Annotated in this window: 11 protein-coding genes; 7 read left to right on the forward strand and 4 right to left on the reverse strand. The window is 39.1% G+C overall.

Annotated features, from left to right (window positions below; genetic code table 11):
- The first annotated feature begins 59 nt into the window (after positions 1 to 59).
- The 5 genes from ACXACQ_RS21560 (at position 60) to ACXACQ_RS21580 (ending at position 11,195) form a co-directional block, all read left to right on the forward strand.
- Positions 60 to 1,919, forward strand: a complete 1,860-nt coding sequence (locus tag ACXACQ_RS21560; protein ID WP_474978074.1) for a carbohydrate-binding protein — start codon at positions 60 to 62, stop codon at positions 1,917 to 1,919.
- 357 nt (positions 1,920 to 2,276) lie between these two features.
- Positions 2,277 to 3,689, forward strand: a complete 1,413-nt coding sequence (locus ACXACQ_RS21565) for a carbohydrate-binding protein (protein WP_474978075.1) — start codon at positions 2,277 to 2,279, stop codon at positions 3,687 to 3,689.
- Between the two features lie 142 nt (positions 3,690 to 3,831).
- Positions 3,832 to 5,823: a carbohydrate-binding protein gene (locus tag ACXACQ_RS21570; RefSeq protein ID WP_474978076.1), complete on the forward strand. Its 1,992-nt coding sequence runs from the start codon at positions 3,832 to 3,834 to the stop codon at positions 5,821 to 5,823.
- Between the two features lie 122 nt (positions 5,824 to 5,945).
- On the forward strand, positions 5,946 to 8,366 hold the full coding sequence (locus ACXACQ_RS21575; protein WP_474978077.1) for a carbohydrate-binding protein: 2,421 nt from the start codon (positions 5,946 to 5,948) through the stop codon (positions 8,364 to 8,366).
- 255 nt (positions 8,367 to 8,621) lie between these two features.
- Positions 8,622 to 11,195 carry a carbohydrate-binding protein gene (locus tag ACXACQ_RS21580; RefSeq protein ID WP_474978078.1) on the forward strand — a complete coding sequence of 858 codons (2,574 nt, stop codon included), beginning with the start codon at positions 8,622 to 8,624 and terminating at the stop codon, positions 11,193 to 11,195.
- A gap of 63 nt (positions 11,196 to 11,258) precedes the next feature.
- Here ACXACQ_RS21580 and ACXACQ_RS21585 read toward each other — a convergent pair whose 3' ends face one another.
- The 4 genes from ACXACQ_RS21585 to tsaD all read right to left on the reverse strand — a co-directional run bounded on the left by ACXACQ_RS21585 (position 11,259) and on the right by tsaD (position 14,209).
- Positions 11,259 to 11,762, reverse strand: coding sequence for an HNH endonuclease (locus tag ACXACQ_RS21585; RefSeq protein ID WP_474978079.1), 504 nt, complete (start codon positions 11,760 to 11,762; stop codon positions 11,259 to 11,261).
- Positions 11,763 to 11,816: 54 nt separating this feature from the next.
- Positions 11,817 to 12,605 carry a C40 family peptidase gene (locus ACXACQ_RS21590; RefSeq protein WP_474978080.1) on the reverse strand — a complete coding sequence of 263 codons (789 nt, stop codon included), beginning with the start codon at positions 12,603 to 12,605 and terminating at the stop codon, positions 11,817 to 11,819.
- Between the two features lie 7 nt (positions 12,606 to 12,612).
- A complete protein-coding gene (gene smpB, locus ACXACQ_RS21595) occupies positions 12,613 to 13,080 on the reverse strand; it encodes an SsrA-binding protein SmpB (protein WP_474978081.1) in 468 nt (155 codons plus the stop codon).
- Positions 13,081 to 13,204: 124 nt separating this feature from the next.
- On the reverse strand, positions 13,205 to 14,209 hold the full coding sequence (tsaD, locus tag ACXACQ_RS21600; protein WP_474978082.1) for a tRNA (adenosine(37)-N6)-threonylcarbamoyltransferase complex transferase subunit TsaD: 1,005 nt from the start codon (positions 14,207 to 14,209) through the stop codon (positions 13,205 to 13,207).
- Positions 14,210 to 14,221: 12 nt separating this feature from the next.
- Between tsaD and ACXACQ_RS21605 the strand changes: the two genes are divergently transcribed.
- Together ACXACQ_RS21605 and ACXACQ_RS21610 are read left to right on the forward strand one after the other, a co-directional pair.
- The gene (locus ACXACQ_RS21605; RefSeq protein WP_474978083.1) at positions 14,222 to 18,823 is read left to right on the forward strand and encodes a translocation/assembly module TamB domain-containing protein; all 4,602 of its coding nucleotides are present in this window, start codon (positions 14,222 to 14,224) and stop codon (positions 18,821 to 18,823) included.
- Positions 18,810 to 19,688 (forward strand): DUF2279 domain-containing protein, encoded by an 879-nt coding sequence (locus tag ACXACQ_RS21610; RefSeq protein ID WP_474978084.1) that lies wholly within the window; start codon positions 18,810 to 18,812, stop codon positions 19,686 to 19,688. Before ACXACQ_RS21605 ends, ACXACQ_RS21610 begins: the two co-directional genes overlap by 14 nt.
- The last annotated feature ends 5 nt before the right edge of the window (positions 19,689 to 19,693 follow it).

A 19,693-nucleotide genomic window follows, 5' to 3' on the forward strand; every position in this document is an offset into this window, starting at 1 on the left:
TTGCAGACATTTTCTATAAGTATTATACCTTCGAGCCATTCAACCAAACCTATTAACCCATGTTTTACACACCCATAAAAAGGCTAATAAAATTAGCCAGTTTGTTACTCCCATTGGCCGCAAGTCATAGCCTGTGTCAGGCACAAGATTGGAACCTGATCTGGTCCGATGAATTTGACCAAGCTACTTTAGATTTGAATACTTGGAATATCGAAGTCAATAACCTGGGAGGTTATAACAATGAACTACAATATTACACTGACCGACCTCAAAACATATGGTTGGAAGATGGCAAGCTTATCATAGAAGGTAAGAAAGAAAATTACATAGATAGAGAATACACGTCAGCCAGAATTAACTCTAAAGGCAAAAAATTCTTTACCTATGGCAAAATGGAAGCTAGAATGAAATTGCCTTATGGCGATGGCATGTGGCCTGCCTTCTGGATGATGGGCGAGCAAGGTCAATGGCCCGCCTGTGGAGAAATTGACATTTTAGAAATGGTAGGAGGAGACGAATGTTATGATTGTGGAGATAATAAAATACATGGATACATGTGGTTTACTAACACTAACGGTCAAAACCAATCATACGGAACTGCAGCTCCGGCATTAGCATCAGGAAAATATGCTGACGCCTACCACAACTTTGCCGTAGTGTGGAATGAAACATCCATCACTTGGATGATTGATGACGTACCATTCTATAGTCACAACATTACCGCCAGCGAGTTCTCAGAATTTCATCAGCCATTTTATTTTCTGCTGAACCTTGCTATTGGCGGTGATTGGCCCAACTCTCCTACAGAAGATACTGTATGGCCACAACGTTTATATGTTGATTATGTAAGGGTTTATGAAGCCACTTCTAACCCCACTCCAGAAAACCCTGACACTAATCCACTATATACTCAAAATATTGAGGCTGAATCATTCAGTCAATCTAGTGGTGTGAGCGTAGAAAACACTTCTGATAACGACAACACACAGCAAGTAACAGGCTTAACCAGCAATAACTGGCTTGCTTACAGCAATATTTCCATCCCTGAAGCAGGAACATACAAAGTACAATACAGAGTAAGCGCTAACACTGAGGGTAGTCTTGTATTAGATCAAAATGCAGGTGCCACAGTTCTAGGCACAGTAGAAATCCCCAACACCAGCAATGGCTGGACTACCGTTTCGCATCTGGTAAACTTCCCTGATACTAACTTCGATCTTGGATTATATGTAGAGAGTGGTACGTTTAATCTAAATTGGATTAAAATCACTAGAGACAACATTTTACTAGAAGCCGAAAACTACAGCCAGATGTTAGGAGTACAAACCGAAAGCTGTAATGAAGGTGGCGAAAATGTAGGTTATATCGATAACCAAGACTGGATGAGTTATGAAAATATAACTGTACCAGAAAGCGGTAATTACAACATTGAATTTAGAGTAGCAAGCCCCCAAAGCGGAGGTAAATTATCGGCTGATTTAAATGCAGGAACTACATTTTTAGGTTCAGTAGATATTCCTAATACTGGTGGATGGCAAAACTGGACTACCGTTTCACTTCCGGTGTATATGACAGCTGGTACGCACAGTTTTGGTGTCTTTGCCGAGATTGGAGGTTGGAACATCAATTGGATAAAAATTTCTAAGGCAGAAGCTAATATAACTGCAAAAGAAAATGTAGTATTACAACTGAAAGATGAAGTAACACTTTACCCAAATCCAGCGAGTAACGTGCTACACATCAACAACAATACAGAACAAACTTTTTACTCCATCATTAATTTTGCCGGTAAGCAAATTATAAAAACCACCTTGGTAGATGGCAATGAAATTAATATATCTGGTTTAAAGCCGGGCATATACCTTATTCAAATCAGTAACGGAAATCACAATAGTGTACACCGAATAATCAAAAACTGATCAAGATTTAGGTTTCTACCATTGTGTTTCGCACATATGCACTTTGGTATTATAGGTTTATAATGTGTGCTTATAACGGCCCGCAATTGCTGATACGCGGGTCGTTTCTTTTTTGTAAAACATCTAGTTTCAGGCAATTGAATAACTAAATAAAGATAAATTAGAACTATTCAAAAGACCTCCTGTCGCAACTCAACCCCATAATAACGCAGTTCAACCCCACATTCAGCAACTCATCGACATAAAACCCGTTTAGCCGATGAATTCTGGAAATCGAATAGTTCTTATGGTACATTACTATTCAATAATTAAGTTCAACCCAACCCAAATTGTATGTTTTCATTAAAAAAAGCGGTCATGCTAACGGCATGCCTCGCTCTTAGCAAATTTGCGTGCGCGCAAACGTGGAATCTTGTCTGGCAAGATGAATTTACCAACGGAATTAGCCCTGACTGGGTATTCGAAACCGGCACCGGATCTGGTGGCTGGGGAAACAACGAATTACAGTATTACAGAACACAAAATGCCACTGTTGAAAATGGGCAACTTGTGATTACCGCCAAAAGGGAAAACTATGGCGGAATGCAATACACCTCTTCTAGGTTAAAAACTCAAGGTCGTAAAAGCTTTAAGTATGGCAAAATAGAAGCACGTATTGCCATGCCTTCTGCTATGGGACTTTGGCCTGCATTCTGGATGTTAGGTGATAATATTTCTTCTGTAGGCTGGCCTGCATGTGGTGAAATTGATATCATGGAGCATGTTAACAATTCCGCTGATGTTCACGGTACCATTCACTGGTCTGATAACAATGGTAACTATGCTTCTTATGGTGGTCACACCGGCACTAACGTAACAGGATACCACGTTTATTCTATCGAATGGAATGACCAAGGCATTACTTGGTATGTAGATGGTAACGCCTACCATCAAGTAAATACCGCCAATGGTATTAACGGTACTAGTGAATTCCATAATAACTTTTTCATTTTATTAAACATGGCAGTTGGTGGCAACTGGCCAGGCTTTAACATCGACAACAACGCCCTACCTGCTAAAATGTATGTGGACTATGTACGCGTGTACCAAGGTGGTGGTAACGATGGCGGAGGCGGAGGAGGCAACGGCTTCTCTAAGCACATAGAAGCGGAAAGCTACAGCTCAATGGCCGGAGTTCAAACAGAAGCATGTAATGAAGGAGGTCAAAATATAGGCTACATAGACAATGGCGACTGGATGGCATACACCAATGTTAACATCCCTACTAGCGGAAACTACTTAGTAGAATACAGAGTAGCTGGTAATGGAGGTCAATTGTCACTAGACCTTAATGGCGGCTCTACAGTACTTGGTAGCTTAGGCGTGCCTGCCACTGGCGGATGGCAAAACTGGACCACCGTATCTCACACTGTTTATATCAATGCAGGCAACTACAGCTTAGGCGTATATGCTCAAACAGGAGGATGGAACCTCAACTGGATAAAAATAACTTCTGTAAGCGGTGCTTTAGAGGCTAAAAAATCTATTGAAACTTCATTAACTGCGGGAGAAATAGACATTTACCCTAACCCTGCTACTGACAAATTAAATATCAATCTGCCGTCTGTTTCTACAGGTACGGTGAAAATTGTAAACACTGCAGGACAAACAGTTATTAACACAAAACTTAGCGAAAACGCTATTGATGTATCATCTCTAAAAACAGGTGTTTATACCATTCAGGTAGAAACTCAAAATACTGTTACTACTAAGAGATTCATCAAAAAATAATTCCAACTAATTAAAAATTAGTCAATTATCCCGGCAATTGAGTCATTTTTTTGAATCAGCTGCCGGGGTTACTTGTGTTAAGACTTTTCAGTTCTTCAGGTTTACCCAATATACCCAACCCTAAATCCTAATCATTTAAAAAATGAAAGAACAACCAATTCAAAAAAAACTTTTAAAGCAAATTTTCGCTGTAGTGCTTTTTTGCGCTATTGCACTTACTGGGTACGCCCAAAAAAGAGTTGTAGGCTATACGCAGTCTTGGGACTCTAAAACAGATTTTGACTATAATGTACTTACCCATATAAATTATTCTTTTGCCCTTCCTAACTGGAATGGCGGTTTAGAACCAATCGAAAATGATGCTAAGCTTAGAACCGTAATTAGCAAAGCACACAACAATGGTGTAAAAGTATTAATTGCCATCGGTGGATGGGACCTTGGCGATGGTGGAGGTGTGGATACACGCTTCGTTAACATGGCAGCTAACGCATCTACCAGAGCAAGCTTCGTAAACAGCGTAATCAGCTTTATCGATACTTATGGGTTAGATGGTGTTGATATTGACTGGGAGTATCCTGAACCTGTAAATGGAGCTCCTGATGGCAACTACACTGCTCTAATGAGAGAATTATCTAACGCCATGCATAGCCGCGGTAAATTATTAACAGCAGCAGTAGTGGCTTCTGGCTGGACTGGCGATGGCATCAGTGCTGAAGTATTCGATTATATCGACTGGCTAAACCTTATGGCTTATGATGGAGACAATGGTGCAGGCCACTCCCCTTATAGCTATGCTGTGAGCTCTTTAGACTACTGGTTAGGCAGAGGTTTACCAAAATCTAAAGCAGTATTAGGCTTACCTTTTTATGCAAGACCTAGTTGGAATGAGTATAGAACCCTACTTTCTATGGGAGCTGATCCTTACTCTGACACTTTCAATGGTGATTATTATAATGGCATCAACACTATAAAGTCTAAAACAGCCTTAGGTGTAGAACGTGGCGCTGGAGTAATGATCTGGTCAATAGATCATGACACTAACAACCAATACTCTTTACTAAAAGCTATTGGTGAAGAGATGGGAAATAATGATGGTGGCGATGATGGAGGTGATAATGGCGGAGGTGATGCTTCTTCATTAACAATAGAAGCAGAAAACTACAGCAATATGTCTGGCATAGAAAACGAATCATGTACTGAAGGCGGTCAAAATGTAGCTTATGTTGATTCAGGAGATTGGATGGCATATGCTAATATTACATTTCCTACCTCGGCCACCTACACTATACAATACAGAGTAGCTTCAGAAACAGGTGGAGGTGTAATATCTGCAGACCTAAACTCTGGGTCAACGGTATTAGGCACTGTAAATGTACCTGCTACTGGTGGATGGCAAACATGGACTACCGTTAGTCAAACGGTAAATGTAAATGCAGGCACTTATAGCTTTGGCGTTTTTGCCCAAACAGGAGGATGGAACCTCAACTGGATAAAAATATCTTCACCCAACATTTTTATCGAAGCAGAAAGTTTCTCCAGCATGTCAGGTATAGAAACAGAAGCGTGTTCTGAAGGAGGTCAAAATATAGGATATGTTGCTGATGGTGACTGGATGGCCTATTCTGGCATTAACTTCCCTACATCAGGCACATATAAAATTGAATATAGAGTAGCTACAGAAACTGGTGGTACCATTTCCGCAGATTTAAATTCAGGATCAACAGTACTAGGTACAGTAAACGTACCTGTAACAGGCGGATGGCAAACATGGGCTACTATTAGCCAAACAGTAAATATCACTGCAGGCACACATAGCTTTGGTCTATATGCACAAGTAGGAGGCTGGAATCTTAATTGGATTAGAATTACACCTGTATCTTCAGCAGCTAGAAGCATGAGTAATGCAAAAGAATCAACGATTGAGTTATTCCCTAACCCAGTGGTAGATGATCTTAAGTTTACTACTAATGGTAAAACTTATCATGTAAAAGTGATCGCTGTAAATGGACAAGTAGTGGTTAATCAAAAATTACACAACAACCAACTTAACGTTTCTAAGCTAAAGCCTGGTGTATATACCATACAGCTCGAATCAAACGAAGAAATCATTACAAAAAGATTTATAAAACAATAAAGTAGAAAAAGGCAGATTGATATACCCCTAGGAACCCGGCCCTCCGGGTTCCTTTCACCCAACTAACATCATCATGCATTTTACAATGAACAATTATAACATATAACTTAAACCCTAATTTTATGAAACATTTCAACCGATGGTCAGCATTCACGCTGTTAATGGTAGGGCTTACGAGCTTTTCCTTTGCACAGCAACAAAAGGATGCCCTGGGCTTAGGAAGCACCAGCGCCTTTAAGAATGCTTTAAAACAAAAATTAACTAATACCGGAGCAAGAACAAGCCAAAACGTTCTTACTATTGCTACTCCTGATAATAGCAACCTGGGCTTAAACGTAAAATATCAGGACCAAAAAAATGGCGGTCTTATGCTTGTTGGAGAAGTAAGCAACAGCGCCAACAGTAGCTTTTTTATTCAGTTTACAGAAAAAGGTCTGCATGGTAACATAGTATTGCAAGACCAGAAAAAAGCATATGAATACAAAGAAGAAAACGGAACTGCGTTTATCATAGAAAAAGACATCAATAAAGTGATGTGCGTAGAGTATGCTGGTATTACTCCATTAAAATCTACAGAAGCAGCTCGTACTTCAGATTTAGAAACAGCAGAAGGTGCTTATGACTTACAAAGTTTACCTGGAGCTGAAGCTGTTGTTCTTCTTGACTTTGACGGGTATCAATTGCCTGCAGGTACAGGATGGTTAAACGGTAACGCATGGTACGCTCCTGCATCAGGCATGTCTGATGCCAAAATTACTGAGGCATGGGAAGTAATCGCTGAAGATTACAGACCGTATGATGTAAACATCACTACTAGCCAAGCAGTATACAACTCTTATCCTGTAGGAAGAAGAGTGAGATGTGTATTTACACCATCTAACGACCCTGCTCCAGGAGCTGGTGGTGTTGCCTTTGTTGGAGGTTTCGGTTATAACGACTGGCCTTGTTGGGTATTCATCATGGATGGAAAAACTGGTGGTGAAGCCGCTTCTCACGAAATTGGTCACACGGTAGGTCTTGGTCATGACGGACGTACTAACCCTGACGAAGGTTACTTCTTAGGACATGGTGATTGGGCTCCTATCATGGGTGCTGGTTACTATAAGCCTATATCTCAATGGAGCCGTGGTGAGTATGCTTATGCTAACAATCAAGAAGATGATTTAAATGTAATGACTCAGCACATCAACAGAAGAGGAGATGACCATGGAAACAACTTTGGTTCTTCTACTTTTATCAATAAAGATGGAGCAGGAAATATCAGTTTACAATACGGTGTTATCTCTACTACTGGTGATGTAGATATGTTCCGTTTCACATGTGGTACAGGTAATGTTTCTCTTGACATCAACACTGTTGAGCGTCATGGAGACTTAGACATCTTAGTAAGACTATACGAAGGCGCTAGTGGCAATCAAATTGGTACATTTAACGGTAGTGGATTAAACACTCATCTAGATGCTTATTTAGACGCTGGCACTTATTATATCGGTGTTGATGGTACAGGTGCTGGAGACCCAGCTACTAACGGTTACTCTGACTACGCTTCATTAGGTAGCTTCTGGATATCAGGTGTAGTACCTGCCGGAGGTGGAGATGGTGGTGGTTCTGCTGCTGCTACTTTCTACCAAGACTGTAACTACGGTGGCTATGCTGTAGGTTTAGCAGAAGGAAGCTATAACCTTTCTGACCTTAACGCCAGAGGTATTGTTAACGATGACATTTCATCTTTAAAAGTTGCTGCAGGCTATAAAGTAACAATGTACTGGGATAGCAACTTCTCAGGCAACACACTTGTTAAAACTGGTGATGACAACTGTTTAGTTGACGATGGATGGAATGACCAAGCCACTAGTCTTGTAATTGCAAGAGATGGATCTAGCACAGTGATAGAAGCAGAAAACTTCACTTCTATGTCAGGTGTTGAGAACGAAAGCTGTACTGAAGGTGGTAGCAACGTAGCCTACATTGACACTGGTGACTGGATGGCATATGCTAACATCAACTTCCCTTCTTCTGGTTCTTACTTAATCGAATACAGAGTAGCTAGTGAAAGTGGTGGTGGTGTAATATCTACTGACCTTAATGCTGGTACTACTGTATTAGGTACTGTTAATGTTCCTTCTACTGGCGGATGGCAAAACTGGACTACAGTATCTCATACTGTAAATGTAAATGCAGGTACTTATCCATTAGGTATCTATGCTCAAACTGGTGGTTTTAACCTTAACTGGATTAAAATAACTAAAACTAGCGGAGCCGCTCCTGCTAACATCAATGCTGGTGCTCCTGTAGCTGCTGCAGCTTTAGAGGCTTCAGCTGTTGAAGTTTACCCTGTTCCTGCTGATGACGCAGTAAAAGTAAGCTTCGTAGGTGCTGCTGCAAAAGCAACAATCATTAACACTATGGGACAAAAGGTATTGACTATCGATGCTTTACAAAGCAACGAAGCTATCAATATCTCTAACCTTAAAAATGGAATCTACTTCATTACTATTGAAACTGAAAACGGCAAAGCTGTAAAAAGAATCATTAAGAAGTAATCATAATAAAAATCTGCCCCTGCAACACGGGGCAGATTTCTACCCATCCCATTCCCCCTCCTATCTGATAAAATTTACTACTACACAAAAATCTATTCTTTTAGTAAATTTCTAATATCTTAATTATCTTGCACCTTAGATAAATCGATTTATTAAATCTATTTAACCTAAATGCCCCAATCCCTATCCAATAGTATCTTCAGCAAAACATAATCCCTTATGTAAAGAATCTATTTTAAACTTAAACCTAATTTTATGAAACATTTTAATCGACTACCTTTTTTAACGTTGTTGATGATATGCTTTGTAAGCATTTCATTTGCACAAACAAAAAAGGGGGCCGTTAACCTAGGAACGGTGGATTCGTTCAAAAGCTCACTAGAGCACAAAATTGCCCCTAAAAACGGAAGAGTTTCAGCAACATCTCTTCAAATTACTACACCTGACAATGCCAATCTTGACCTAAAGGTTAAGTATCAGGATAATAAAGATGGCGGTTTAACATTAGTTGGTAATGTTAATGGAAAGGATAATAGCAGTTTCGTTATCTCATTTACTGAGAAGAATTTACACGGAAACATTATTCTTAAAGACCAAAAGAAAGCATACGAATATGTAGAAGAAAATGGAAGCGCATTCATTGTTGAAAAAGACATCAACAAAGTATTGTGTATAGAATACGATGGTATTACTCCATTAAAATCTACTGATAACACCGCTCGTACTGCTGAGTTTGAAACTGCACAAGGTGCTTATGACTTACAAAGTTTACCTGGCGCTGAGGCTGTAGTTTTACTAGACTTCGATGGTTATCAGCTACCTGCAGGTACAGGATGGTTAGATGGAAGAGCATGGTATGCCCCTGCTTCAGGAATGAGCGATGCTCAAATTCAAGAAGCGTGGGAAATCATAGCTGAAGACTACAGACCTTACAACATTAATATTACTACCAGCCAAGCAGTACATGACTCTTACCCAGTAAGCAGAAGAGTAAGATGTGTATTTACACCTGCTAACGACCCTGCTCCTGGTGCAGGAGGTGTTGCTTTTGTAGGTTGGTTTGGTCAAAGAGACTGGCCTTGCTGGGTTTTTATGATGGACGGCAAAGTGGGTGGCGAGGCTGCCTCTCACGAAATTGGACATACTGTAGGGCTTGGTCATGACGGACGTACTAACCCTGATGAAGGCTATTTCTTAGGGCATGGTGACTGGGCTCCTATTATGGGTGCTGGTTATTACAAACCTATATCTCAGTGGAGCCGTGGTGAGTATGCCTATGCTAATAACCAAGAAGATGACTTGGGCGTTATGGACAGGTACATTAGAAGAAGAGGTGACGATCATGGTAATGACTTCGGTTCATCTTCTTTCATGGATAAAGATGCCGCTGGTAATGTAGTAACTCAATATGGTGTTATAACTGGGCCTGGTGACATGGACATGTTCCGCTTCACTTGTGGTACAGGTAATGTTTCTTTGGATATCAACACAGTGGGGCGCCATGGTGACTTAGACGTTTTAGTTAACCTCTACGAAGGCTCTACTGGCAATTTAATTGGTGTATTCAATGGTGGCGGACTCAACACACACTTAGATGCCTATTTAGATGCAGGCACGTACTATTTAGGAGTAGACGGAACCGGTGCAGGCGACCCTGCCACTAACGGTTACACAGACTATGCTTCGTTAGGTAGCTTCTGGATCACTGGCGTAATACCTGCTGGTGGCGGTGGTGGTGGTGATTACCTTTCTTGGGAAGCCATCAACCAACCTGGTAAAATCATTCGTCATATGGACAGCAGAGGCAGAATCGATAGTGGAGTTAACCCTCCTGCCGATGGCAACTGGAAAATGGTTCCTGGTTTAGCTGGTACAGGTGTTTCTTTCCAGTCTATGAATTTTCCTGATCGTTATTTACGCCATAGAGGTGGCGAAGTATGGTTAGACACTTATGACGGTTCTGACTTATTTAAAAACGATGCTACTTTTATGGTAAGAAATGGACTTGCCGATGGGTCTAAGTACTCTTTTGAGTCTTACAACTTCCCTGGAAACTTCATCAGACACAGAGATTCAGAGTTATTCTCTGAGCCTGTAAATGATGCGCTAGGCAGAAGTGATGCTACATTCAACAAATTAGGAAACGGAAGCCTTCCTGGTGTATCGGGTACTAGCATAGTTATAGAAGCTGAAAACTTCACTTCCATGTCTGGTGTACAAACAGAAAGCTGCTCTGAAGGTGGAAGTAACGTAGGGTATATCGAAACTGGCGATTGGATGGCATACACAGGAATTAATTTCCCCAACTCTGGTAACTACAAAATAGAATACCGAGTGGCTAGCGAAACAGGTGGTGGAGTAATTTCTGCCGACCTTAATGCAGGCAGCATAGTATTAGGAACGGTTAATGTACCTGCTACTGGCGGATGGCAAACATGGAGTACTGTATCTCATACTGTAAGAGTAGATGCGGGTACTTATCCTTTAGGTATTTTTGCTCAAACTGGTGGTTTCAACATCAACTGGATTAAAATAACTGAAGTTGCTGGTGCTGCTCCTGCAGCAGGAGCTCCTGTAGCTGCTGCTATTGAGCTAAACAGTAATGATGTTGTTATTTATCCTAACCCTACTACTGGCAATGTAAAAGTTAACTTTGCGGGAAAATCGGCTAAAGCCACAGTGTTAAATTCAATGGGGCAAGAAGTATTGTCTGCTGTTAAATTGGAGAGTAACGAATCTATCGATCTTTCTAACCTAAAAGCTGGTATCTACTTCTTATCATTAGAGACTCAAACAGGCAAAACTGTTAAGAGAATAATCAAAAAATAAGACTAGAAATCTAATTACATAAGAAAAGGCCCGAAATCGGGCCTTTTTTATTACCATTCATTATTATTTCCTTTTTCTCAAAAAAGGCTCCCACTCCTCATTGGTATGCCCAGAGTACTCACGAAGAAAAAGCACATAATTAGGCCTTACTGGCTTGCTATGAAGCAAGATTCCTACTTCTTCTGGAGTATTATCTCCCTTCTGATTATTGCAGCGCTTACAGGCCGTAATAAGGTTATTCCACGAGGACTTCCCTCCTTTAGACCTTGGCAATACATGGTCCAGCGTCAAATCTTTTCGACTACCACAGTATTGACACTGATGACCATCTCTTTTAAAAATATTGTGTCTGGTGAGTGCCACTCCTTTGTATGGAACGTTTACATAGCTAATCAGCCTGATAACCGATGGCATAGGAAAACTTTTACTTACAGAGTTTAACGTATGCCCATTGGCCGAAGCTACTAATTCCGTTTTTTTAAGAAAAGTGAGCAGAAAAGCTCTCTGAACCGTGCAGACAGATATGGGGCTAAAATCCTGATTTAAAACAAGTACCTTCCGGTTCATACTATTAATATAATAGCATAAAACCATGAAAGCAAAGTGAATCGAAGGTATTTATTATTTAATTACCCTTCTTATAGCTGATAATTGATGGGTATATTTTTCTGTTTCTGCTATTTTTATTCCCTTTTCATCTATTTCATCAATACGCACTTTGCCAGATGCATGGATAATTTCATTATTCTCCATAATAATGCCCACGTGTACTACCCGCCCCTTATCATTGGTAAAAAATGCCAAATCACCAGGCTCAGCCTCATCTATACCCGTTACCTCTTGCCCTTTCAACACTTGCTGAGAAGAATCTCTAGGTAGTGCATAACCAGCAATACGATAAACTAGCTGAGTAAATCCAGAACAATCAATTCCAAAAGGAGACCTTCCACCCCATAAATAAGGAGCATTCAAATATTTGCAGGCTATCTGCTTCAGGAAGTCATATTCTCGTTTTTGACTCAAACTCTTGCTTTCGCCATTAAAAGCAAGCTGCTCTTCCATTTTAAATATCTCACTGGTGCCAATAGGCAAAACACTACCTATTACTATAGTGAGCTGGTTTCTGTTATAAAGTATGCCCGAAGTTAGGTCTGTACTTATTTTATAATCAGCATTGTTGATCTGATTAAAATAATCTTCAGAAATAAGCGTATGCTGCTTTGCATCTATCCAGCCTTGGTAACTATCAAAGTAAATCTCCACTTTTAGCCATTTACCGTCTTTAGAGATGTCTACAATAGTATAATGTTCACCAAATAGTAATTGGCTTACCATTTCACTTTTATCGCTACCCTCTCCTCTTACGGGCACCACGGTTAATCTGCAAATTCCCTTATCGCCTATTTCCATATGCTTTTTAAAACTTAACCTTATCTAATTCACGCTTAACATCTTTTTCCTTGATGCTGTTACGCTTATCATGAAGTTTTTTACCTCTGGCAACAGCTATTTCCAGCTTAGCCAAACCACGATCGTTAATAAACATTCTCGATGGAATAATGGTAAGTCCCTTTTCATTAATGGCTGTTTCTATTTTTTCCAGCTCTTTCTTTTTTAGTAAAAGTTTACGCTCACGGGTAATATCATGATTATAAAACGAACCTTGTGCATAAGGCGTAATATGAACTCCTTTCACAAATAATTCGCCCCTATTGAAGTAACAGTACCCCTCCATAAGGTTTACTTTTCCTTCTCTTATAGATTTTATTTCCGTCCCCTTCAGTGCCATGCCGGCCACATATGTATCTAAAAACTCGTATTCGTGTCTCGCCTTACGGTTTTTAATATTTATATTATTGCTAAATCTTGCCTTATCTTTCGCCATAATTATTCAAAAATAGAAAAATTATTTCCTATCCACTCTAATTTATTCTTCACGGAAATGATTACCATAAACTACTATTAATATAACTTAATGATAGCTTATTAGTTCACTTCCTATATTAAGTTTACATTTTCATTCTTGCCATTGGACTTATATCTAAAGAGGAAAACTCTCCTTTCAGAAATTTATAATGCCCAGCCATGGCTATCATTCCTGCATTATCAGTACAATACTGAAAATCAGGAACATACACATTCCACCTTTTTTCCTTGGCCAAACGTGTCAACTCTTGCCTTAGCCCTTTGTTGGCCGATACACCTCCTGCTATGGCTATTTCTTTTATGCCAGTTTCGTTACTTGCCCTTTTCAATTTTTGCATTAGCATTCTTATTAAAGTGGCTTGTAAGCTAGCGCAAATATCAGCCATATTATTCTGTACGAAATCAGGATCACTCTTTTTATTATCTCTTAAGAAATATAAAAATGCGGTTTTCACCCCACTAAAAGAAAAATTGAGCCCCGGCATTTCAGAATCAGGAAATTTATAAGCTTCCGGGTTTCCATCCTGTGCATATTTATCAATGATTGGTCCTCCCGGGTACGGCAACTCCATAAGTTTAGCCGATTTATCAAAGGCTTCCCCTACAGCATCATCCTGCGTTTCTCCTATCACCTCCATATCAAGATAATCACGTACTAACACTATTTGTGTATGCCCTCCGCTTACCGTTAAGCACAAAAATGGAAACTTAGGCTTAGGGTCATCAATAAAATGCGCTAAAATATGCGCCTGCATATGATTTACCTCTATCAGCGGTATACCCAAACTCATAGCCATAGACTTAGCAAAAGAAGTACCTACTAGCAGTGCTCCCAAAAGCCCAGGTCCACGAGTAAAAGCAATGGCATCTAACTCTGACTTGGCCACTCCGGCTCCTTTTAAGGTCTCCTCTACCACGGGCACAATATTCTGCTGGTGAGCTCTTGATGCTAATTCAGGAACCACTCCACCATATTTTTCGTGTACTGATTGTGTGGCAATGATATTATTAACTACTTTGCCTTGTTTAATAATTGCTGCGGATGTTTCATCACATGATGACTCTATGGCAAGTATAGTGGGCTTCATTTTATCTTTAATTTGACGCAATTTATTAAAATTCGTATTGTCAAAGCAATACTTTGGTTCATTCTCTCGCTTTTCCTTCTGTTGGTCATTCTTATTGGCACAATACAGCTCCCCTATATCCAAACCAAACTGGTCAGTTATATCTCTGAGCGTTATTCCAAATCAACAGGATATGACATTTCTATTCAGCATATAGATATTGACTGGTTTGACCAAATAGAAGTAAATAACCTCAAAGTTATTGATCCTGAAAGTAATGAACTAATCAATGCTTCAGAAGTTCATATTGATTTTTCAATAAGGTCGCTGCTTAATAAGGAAGACCATCACCTTGACGGCATTAATCTCAAAAACGCTCAAATACAGCTTACTAAAATAACTGTAAATGACACCGTAACTACATTAAATATTAATGAGCTCATCAGAAGAATAAAATCACAGATTAAAAAACAATCTTCTGGAGGCAAAAAACCTTTTATTTCTTCCGATGAACTAACATTGGAAAATGCCACTTTCTCTTACGTTGACCAAGAAAAAGATTCTATTAAAGATGGATTTGACTATTATCACTTCAAATTACAAGAAATAAATGGTGACTTCTCAGACCTATACACCGTAGCCGATACCCTTGGCCTGCAGGTAGACAACCTTACATTTAATGAAAGCACCTCACGCCTAAATGCTAAAAAGTTTAAAAGCTTTTTTAGGGTATCAGAAAGCGCCATGGAATTTTTGGGGCTAGATGCCACTATTGGAAGCAGCCAACTCAGAGACACCGTAATATTTCATTACAATGCTACTTTAGATATGAATGAATTCAATACTAAAGTAGATATAGAGGCCCACTTGGACAATACCGTACTTTACAGTAAAGACCTTGCTCAGTTTGCCCCTGCTTTAAAAAACATTAACGAATATTACCGTTTCAATGGGGACTTTGATGGCAAAGTAAATTCTTTCACTTTCAAAAACGCTTCTGTTAATTTTGGGCAAGGCACCACCCTTAGAGGTAAAGTCCGAATGAGCGGTTTACCCAATGTATCAGAAACCTTTATCAACTTTGACTTGTACAATTCTCATGTAAAGGTTACTGACCTGAAATATTACCTCAAAAACAAGACATATGCCCGCCTCAGTCCTTTTAAAACCATAAGCTTTAATGCGGAATTTCTAGGCTTCCCTAATGACTTTGTGGCTAACGGTGACTTTAACACTGATTACGGAAGCATAAGCTCAGATATCAACCTAAAGCTGGAAGAAGACATCAACAACTCATCTTACAGCGGTAAACTACTGATGGAAAATTTTGATATGGGTGGTTATAGCGGCAATAAAGAGCTACAAAAAGTAACCTTAAAAGGAGAAATAGATGGCCGTGGATTTACGCTAGAAGACGCTGATTTCGACTTAAAAGGTAGTATTAAGAAAATAGGGATCCATAAATACAACTATACCAATATAGAAACCGATGCCCATTTCGCTAAAGAGTTTTTTGAAGGGTACTTATCTGTTGATGACCCTAACCTCAAACTGAGCACTACGGGATCTATAGATTTAAGAGAAGGCATCAATATTTTTAATGTAGATGCTCAGCTCGACACACTATTTTTGCTGCCACTACACCTCTCTAATGAAGACATATTTATTAAGAGTGATATAGAAGTAAATGCTCGTGGTCTGAAGTTAGATAGCATTATTGGTATTGCCAACCTTAATAACTCCCTCTTAAAATATAAAGGAGACTCGCTACTCATAGACTCGCTAACCATTATTTCAGAAAAGAAAAATAATGTAAGACACCTGCGCTTAGCCACCAACCTCATCAATGCATTTGCTGAAGGTGAATTTGATTACTCAGTAGTATATAAAGACTTTAAAAGGCTTCTTCATGAGTACAAACTAAATTTAAAAAACAATACTGATGAAATAGAAAAATATTATAATGCCAAACAAGATATAGAGTATCAAAACTATACCTTGAATTACAAAATATTAATCAAGGATATCAATCCTTTGCTTAAGCTTTTCGCCACTGACCTCTACATTTCACCCGAAAGTTCTATCAGTGGTAATTTTACAGGAGGCTACACTTCCATTATTTCATTTAACACCCACCTAGATACCCTAAAGTATGGCTACGATAACTATATAAATAATGAGTTACAGCTCAATATTTCAAAAATAGCCGATAGCACCAATGTACTTGCCATGGTGTATGTCAACTCAGAAAAGCAGTTGATATCAAATATCGAAACCAAAGACCTCATTTTCGAAGGTATTTGGGATAAAAAACACATTGATTTTGAGTTTGATATTGATCAAACAAAATACGCTAATTATGCCAGACTTTTTGGTGCCATTGATTTCTTATCCAACAATACACTCATTCAATTTCAGTCATCTGACCTACAAATACTCGACAAAAAGTGGAAAATACAGCGAAACAACCTGATTTCAATTAACAACAATGAAGTAACGGTAGATAACCTCAGGATTTATAATGAAGGCCAAAGCATTTCTTTAAACGGACAAATTTCTGAAGATTCTAAAAAAGAACTTGTACTGAATATTGATAGTGTGGCCTTAGAAAACCTCAACTCTATACTATCTAAAAACCTATCAGGCACCGCGCATGGTTTTATGAACCTTAAAAATTACTATAAAAACATGCAAATAGAGAGCGACATGCTGGTTTCTCATTTTAAAATAGATAGTTTTTTAATTGGAGACATCAATGGATCAAATGCATGGAACAATGAGAGAAAACTTTTTGAAACCAACATTTCGATAAAAAGAAAAAAAGAGAAGATACTGAATATCACAGGCACATACTCTCCTGACTTAGAAGAAGACCCTTTAAATCTACAGACTGATCTCGCGAATACCGAACTTAGCATATTAGAGCCATTTATAGGTAGCTATTTCTCTGATATTAAAGGCACCGCCACAGGAACATTACATATTAAAGGTACTCCTATTTACCCCGAAGTCACGGGTGAAGGCGTGCTAGAGTACGTGCGCCTACACGTTAACTACCTCAACACCAACTATAAGCTTTCAGGGAAATTTTACTTTGAAAATAACACCATTGGCTTTAAAGACATTATCATCCAAGATAGCCGCAGCGAAAGTGGCAGCCTATATGGGGTTATCACTCACCATGCCTTTAAAGATTTCTATATTGACATACATGGTGATATTCAGAATTTTATGGTACTCAACACTAACATGTATGATAATGAGCTCTTCTACGGCACAGGTATAGCTACAGGTACTGTGGATTTTGTAGGTCCGGTAGATAATATGAACATTATTGCCAATGCCACCACAGAAAAAGACACTAAGATTTACATTCCTATCAATGATTCTGACAACATTGAAAAGGAAGAGTACATTAACTTTGTCAACTTTAAAGACACTACCCAAATAGAAGAAATAACAGATGTGGACAAGGTAGATCTTAAAGGCCTTAATTTAGACTTTGACCTGAACATAACCCCTGATGCCTACTGCGAAATAATATTTGACATCAAAGCTGGTGACATTATTAGAGGCCGCGGTAATGGAGATATAAAACTGCAAATAGACACTAAAGGAGACTTCAACATGTTTGGTGACTATAACATACAAGAAGGTGGCTATAATTTCACCCTTTATAGTATAATTAACAAAGAGTTTGAACTACTTCCTAACAGTAAAATCAGCTGGTATGGAGACCCTTACCAGGGAATACTGGACATCAAAGCTACTTATAACCAATTAGCATCTTTCTTGCCGCTTCTGGTACAGCAAGAAGCTGATCAAGTATATTCTGAAGTGGTAGAACTTAAAAGAAAATACCCTGTAAAGGTATATTTAGATATTGAAGGACCACTACTTACACCTGCGGTTAACTTTGACATTCTGGCTAGCAACCTACCCCGAAACATCAAAGTTGCAGAAAGACCTGACGTAGATCTGGATTTCGAATTCTTAAAGTTTAAGAATAGCATTGACGAGCAAGAACTAAAAAGACAAGTGTTTAGCCTTATTGTGCTTAGGCGCTTTAGCCCCTTGCAATCTTTTAACACGGGAGGTTCTATTACCCGAAGTGTTAGTGAGCTACTGTCTAACCAGCTGAGTTATTGGATAACACAAGTAGACGAAAATCTGGAAGTTGACTTTGATGTTGATTTCGATGAGATGGACCAAGAGGCTTACAACACCTTCCAGCTAAGGTTATCTTACACTTTTTTAGATGGCCGCTTAAGAATTACACGAGATGGAGCTTTTGTAAACCAAGACAACAGCGATGATATCAGTAGCGTAGTAGGTGACTGGACATTAGAGTACTATTTAACTCCTGATGGGAAGCTTAAAGCTAAAATGTATAATAGAACCAACTACAACCCCATCAACCCTACTGATGAAAATAGAAACACCATTACCACAGGGTTTAGCGTAATACACACCCAAAGCTTTGATGAAGTAAAAGATTTGTTTAAAAAGCGGGAAGATAAAAAGAAGAAGAAAAAGCAAAGCACTGAACCTAAAGAAGAACCAGAGCCATCAGGTGCCGAAAATACCAAAACTAACACTGATGCCATAAAAGAAGATGAAGATGAGGTGGAGTAAAAAGTTATTATCCCTTCTTTTATTTTGGTGTGTGGGCTATAGTAGCTACTCCCAAGAAGCCGATTCTTTAAAATCAAAAAGGCTCAAACCGTTAATTTATACAGCCGGTGGTTCTTATGCCCTAGCTTTGGTAGGCTTAAATCAATTATGGTATGCCGACTTTGAAAGAGAAGGTTTTCATTTTTTTAATGATAATAAAGAATGGCTTCAGGTCGACAAAGTGGGGCATTTCTATTCTGCTTTTCATATTTCTAATGCTAGCTACAAAGCCTTAAAATGGGCAGGATTAAAAGATCAGAAGGCCATAATTTGGGGCGCTGCTAGTAGCGCTATAGCCATGTCTACCATTGAAATATTCGATGGCTTCTCTGCCGAATACGGAGCATCTTATGGCGATGTTATAGCCAACACTTCGGGAGCGCTATTATTCGTAGGCCAGCAGGCCCTTTGGCACGAAATCAGAATTCACCCTAAATTTTCCTTTAAAAGAAGTAACTATCCTGCTTTGAGACCTAACGTATTAGGCAGCAACCTTGCTGAAGAACTGTTAAAAGATTACAATGCCCAAACGTATTGGTTATCAATAGATATTTCCAAATTCACTAAAAGTGAATCTTTTCCTAAATGGCTCAACCTAGCCGTAGGCTATGGTGCCGAGGGGATGATTTACTCGGGAAAAAGCGCAAATATAGAAGCTGGATTTGATCCACACAGACAGTTTTATCTGGCTCTAGACCTGGACTTTAACGAATACAAATCAAAATCCGCTGTTATCAACTCTCTGATTTACATCGTTAACATGATACACATCCCATTACCAGGCATAGAATTATCTGACGAATTAAAATTTGATTTTTTCTATTAAAAAGA

This window comes from Fulvivirga sp. AWR4_260 (genome assembly GCF_056158185.1).

What these genes read in the sequence shown, in the direction of transcription:
- ACXACQ_RS21575 (WP_474978077.1), top strand. Translation starts at nt 5,946, where the DNA reads ATGAAACATTTCAACCGATGGTCAGCATTCACGCTGTTAATGGTAGGG.
- ACXACQ_RS21590 (WP_474978080.1), bottom strand. Translation starts at nt 12,605, where the DNA reads ATGGAAATAGGCGATAAGGGAATTTGCAGATTAACCGTGGTGCCCGTA.
- ACXACQ_RS21565 (WP_474978075.1), top strand. Translation starts at nt 2,277, where the DNA reads ATGCTAACGGCATGCCTCGCTCTTAGCAAATTTGCGTGCGCGCAAACG.
- ACXACQ_RS21585 (WP_474978079.1), bottom strand. Translation starts at nt 11,762, where the DNA reads ATGAACCGGAAGGTACTTGTTTTAAATCAGGATTTTAGCCCCATATCT.
- ACXACQ_RS21580 (WP_474978078.1), top strand. Translation starts at nt 8,622, where the DNA reads ATGAAACATTTTAATCGACTACCTTTTTTAACGTTGTTGATGATATGC.
- ACXACQ_RS21560 (WP_474978074.1), top strand. Translation starts at nt 60, where the DNA reads ATGTTTTACACACCCATAAAAAGGCTAATAAAATTAGCCAGTTTGTTA.
- ACXACQ_RS21570 (WP_474978076.1), top strand. Translation starts at nt 3,832, where the DNA reads ATGAAAGAACAACCAATTCAAAAAAAACTTTTAAAGCAAATTTTCGCT.
- smpB (WP_474978081.1), bottom strand. Translation starts at nt 13,080, where the DNA reads ATGGCGAAAGATAAGGCAAGATTTAGCAATAATATAAATATTAAAAAC.
- tsaD (WP_474978082.1), bottom strand. Translation starts at nt 14,209, where the DNA reads ATGAAGCCCACTATACTTGCCATAGAGTCATCATGTGATGAAACATCC.
- ACXACQ_RS21610 (WP_474978084.1), top strand. Translation starts at nt 18,810, where the DNA reads ATGAGGTGGAGTAAAAAGTTATTATCCCTTCTTTTATTTTGGTGTGTG.